This window comes from Pseudoalteromonas sp. AWM4_233 (assembly GCF_056158285.1).
The window spans coordinates 610-4,158 of record NZ_JBSWSZ010000129.1; the positions used below are offsets into that span (position 1 = coordinate 610).

A 3,549-nucleotide genomic window follows, 5' to 3' on the forward strand; every position below is an offset into this window, starting at 1 on the left:
GTAGTAACAACGTATTGCTAAGGTTAACACAAAAGACACCGACAACTTTCTTCAGCACCTAACCATTGCAGCAAGACGCCGAGAACCCGAACTCGGGCAAACTCGAAACGATCAGCTTTGAGGAATATGCAGAAGCGGTTGCACCGTACACGCTGGAATAGACCTCTGAACTGTCCGGTGTTCCGGCGGACAAGCTCGAAAAACTCGCGCAGCAATATGCCGACCCGACCCGCAAGGTCATGAGCCTTTGGACCATGGGCTTTAACCAGCACACGCGCGGATCTTGGGTGAACTCGCTGATGTATAACGTGCATCTGCTGGTGGGTAAGATTTCCGAACCCGGCAACTCGCCCTTCTCGCTGACCGGTCAACCGTCGGCCTGTGGTACGGCGCGTGAGGTCGGCACATTTGCCCACCGCCTGCCCGCAGACATGGTGGTCGCCAATGATGAGCATCGCCAGATTTGCGAAACCGCGTGGAACATCCCGGAGGGCACTATTCCGCCCAAGCCCGGCTTCCACGCCGTACTGCAACACCGCAAGCTGAAGGATGGCGATCTGAACGCGTACTGGGTGCAGTGCAACAACAACATGCAGGCCGCGCCCAACATCAACGAAGAAGGCTATCCCGGCTACCGCAACCCGGAAAACTTCATCACTGTTTCTGATCCGTATCCGACGGTCACTGCAGTTTCCGCCGACCTGATCCTGCCAACCGCCATGTGGGTTGAAAAAGAAGGCGCCTACGGCAACGCCGAACGCCGCACGCAATTCTGGCGGCAACAGGTGCAGGCACCGGGTGAGGCTAAATCCGACCTCTGGCAGCTGATGGAATTCTCGAAACGCTTCACCGTCGAAGAGGTTTGGGGTGAGGAACTTGTTGGCGAAAATGCCCGAGCACCGCGGCAAGACAATGTTCGACGTGCTCTATGCCAACGGCAAGGTCGATCAGTTCCCATTGTCCGAGACGGCGGAAGGCTTCCATAACGACGATGCCGAACATTTCGGCTTCTACGTCCAGAAAGGTTTGTTCGAAGAATATGCCGATTTCGGTCGCGGCCACGCCCACGATCTGGCCCCGTTCGAGATGTACCATCGAAGCCCGCGGCATGCGCTGGCCGGTCGTCGACGGCAAGGAAACGCTCTATCGTTTCCGCGAAGGCTATCGATCCGTACGTGCCCGAAGGCGCGGGCGTGAAGTTCTATGGCCACAAAGACGGCAAGGCCAAGATCATCTTTGCTCCTTATGAACCGGCAGCTGAGGTGCCCGGATGACGAGTACGATCTGTGGCTGTCCACTGGTCGTGTGCTCGAGCACTGGCACTCGGGTTCGATGACGCGTCGTGTACCGGAATTGCACCGGGCCTTACCCGTCCGCTGTCGTCTACATGCACCCAGAGGACGCCAAGGATCGCGGTCTGCGCCGCGGGCAGGAAATCGTACTGTCCACCCGCCGTGGCGAGGTCACCAGCCGGGTCGAGACCCGCGGGACGCAACAAGGTGCCGCGCGGGCTGGTCTTCATGCCTTGGTTCGACGAACACCAGCTGACCAACAAGCTGACGCTGGACGCAACCTGCCCGCTGTCGAAAGAGACCGACTTCAAGAAATGCGCCTGCAAGGTCGAGCGCGCGTAACCGGACTAGCGAGGCAAAGTTCGTCCCCATGCCCTTCGACAGGTAAACCCCTTTCGCCGCAACGGCGTCGCTTCCTGCAGGATGCGGCGCGGGCGGCGGGCGGCTGCGTGGTCGCCGGATCACTGCTGGCCTGGCTGGCCCGCGATGCCCGCGCGCTGCCGGCCGAGGCGTTGCGCCCCCCCGGCGCGCTGCCTGAAAAGGAGTTTCTATCGGCCTGCATCCGCTGCGGGCTGTGCGTGCGGGACTGCCCTTACGACACGCTGAAACTGGCAGAACTGGGGGCGGATGCGGTGGCAACCGGAACGCCCTATTTCACCGCGCGCGACGTGCCGTGCGAAATGTGTGACGACATCCCTTGCGTGGCCGCCTGCCCAACCGGGGCACTGGATCCGGGCCTGGACGATATTGACGACGCCAAGATGGGCGTCGCTGTTCTGGTCGATCAGGAAAACTGCCTGAACTTCCTCGGCCTGCGCTGCGACGTCTGCTACCGGGTCTGCCCGGTGATTGACGACGGCGATCACGCTGGAAACGGCCGCATAACGACACGCTCGGGTCATCATGCGATGTTCATCCCCACCGTCCACGCCGATCACTGCACTGGCTGCGGCATGTGCGAGAAAAGCTGCGTTCTGCCAGAGGCCGCGATCAAGGTTCTGCCCGCCCGTCTGGCGCGCGGCAGCAGCTGCAGACCACTACCGCAAGGGCTGGGAGGAGAAAGAGCGCCAAGGGCGGCCCCGCTCGTCGAGGGTATCATCGACCTGCCCGACCGCCTGCCTGGGCCCGGAACAGATAACTTGTCCACGCCCGGCGGGTTCGCGCCCGTCCTATGATTTGCCGGGGGCCGGACAATGAGCGCCCGAACACATATGCCAGTCGGCCAGGAGGCTATCGACGAGCAAAGGCTGGGTGCGCGCGCACAACGCTACTCTGTTGTTGCGTCGCGCAAGTCAGCTGCTTCTTTCTGGTCCTGTTCCTGCTTGGGGCCGTGGTTCGGGGTCTGGATTGTTCAAGGCACTCTGGCCGGGTCTCTGACACTGGGCGTGCTGCCTCTGACCGACCCGTTGATCCTGCTGCAAAGCGTTCATGGCGGGACATTGGCCCGAGCTGACCGCACTGATCGGGGGCGTGATCGTTCTGATCGCCTACGCTGCTGATCGGTGGGCGCGTCTATTGTTCATGGGTCTGCCCGATCAACCCGGTTACAGATGCGGCCAACTGGCTGCACAGACGCTTGGACCTGCCGAAAGGCTGGCAACCCAAGCGCAGCACCCGCCTTTGGGTACTTGGCGACTGTCCTGATTGTTTCGGGAGCCTGATGCGGCTTGATTGCCTGGGAGTTGGTCAACCCGATCACCATGCTGCACCGCGGCCTGATCTTCGGCGCAGGGTTCGTCTCGGCGATGATGATCGCGATCTTTATCTTCGACGTGTTCGTTTCCCGCCACGGCTGGTGCGGTCACATCTGCCCGGTCGGTGCCTTCTATGGGCTGATCGGCGCAAAGGGCCTGTTGAGGGTCAGCGCCGCAAACCGAGCGGCCTGCGATGACTGCATGGATTGTTATGCGGTATGCCCTGAAAATCAGGTCATTTCACCCGCGCTGAAAGGCAAACCCGGATCAGACACCCCTGATCCTTTCGCCCGACTGCACCACATGCGGCCGCTGCATCGACGTCTGCGCTGTTGACGTCTTCAAATATACTCACCGGTTCGACGACCAGATCGCCGTGCCTTCCGATCCAGTTCCCGCGCCCCGATCCGCGCGAAGCCAGACCTATCTAAGGGAGTGCCAAGATGAACAAGCCAATCCGTACAGGCCTTACAGCCCTTATCCCCGTTTTACTCTTGGGCGGGTTTGCTCTCGCGCAATCTGCCAATGTGGAAACCCTGCGCGGGGCCGAAGTGGATGAGCTT

Annotated in this window: 1 protein-coding gene and 3 pseudogenes; all 4 read left to right on the forward strand. The window is 61.1% G+C overall.

The genetic code is table 11. From position 1 onward, the window contains the following. Positions 1–62: 62 nt before the first annotated feature. Positions 63–1,634, forward strand: a pseudogene (gene napA / locus ACXAC4_RS26675) (nitrate reductase catalytic subunit NapA); the annotation flags it as partial. Between the two features lie 62 nt (positions 1,635–1,696). Beyond that, a pseudogene (napG, locus tag ACXAC4_RS26680) lies at positions 1,697–2,467 on the forward strand (ferredoxin-type protein NapG); the annotation flags it as partial. A gap of 323 nt (positions 2,468–2,790) precedes the next feature. Continuing rightward, positions 2,791–2,865 (forward strand): annotated as a pseudogene (locus ACXAC4_RS26685) (4Fe-4S binding protein); the annotation flags it as partial. Between the two features lie 94 nt (positions 2,866–2,959). Further along, a complete protein-coding gene (locus ACXAC4_RS26690; RefSeq protein ID WP_475168032.1) occupies positions 2,960–3,322 on the forward strand; it encodes a 4Fe-4S binding protein in 363 nt (120 codons plus the stop codon). Positions 3,323–3,549 lie beyond the last annotated feature (227 nt).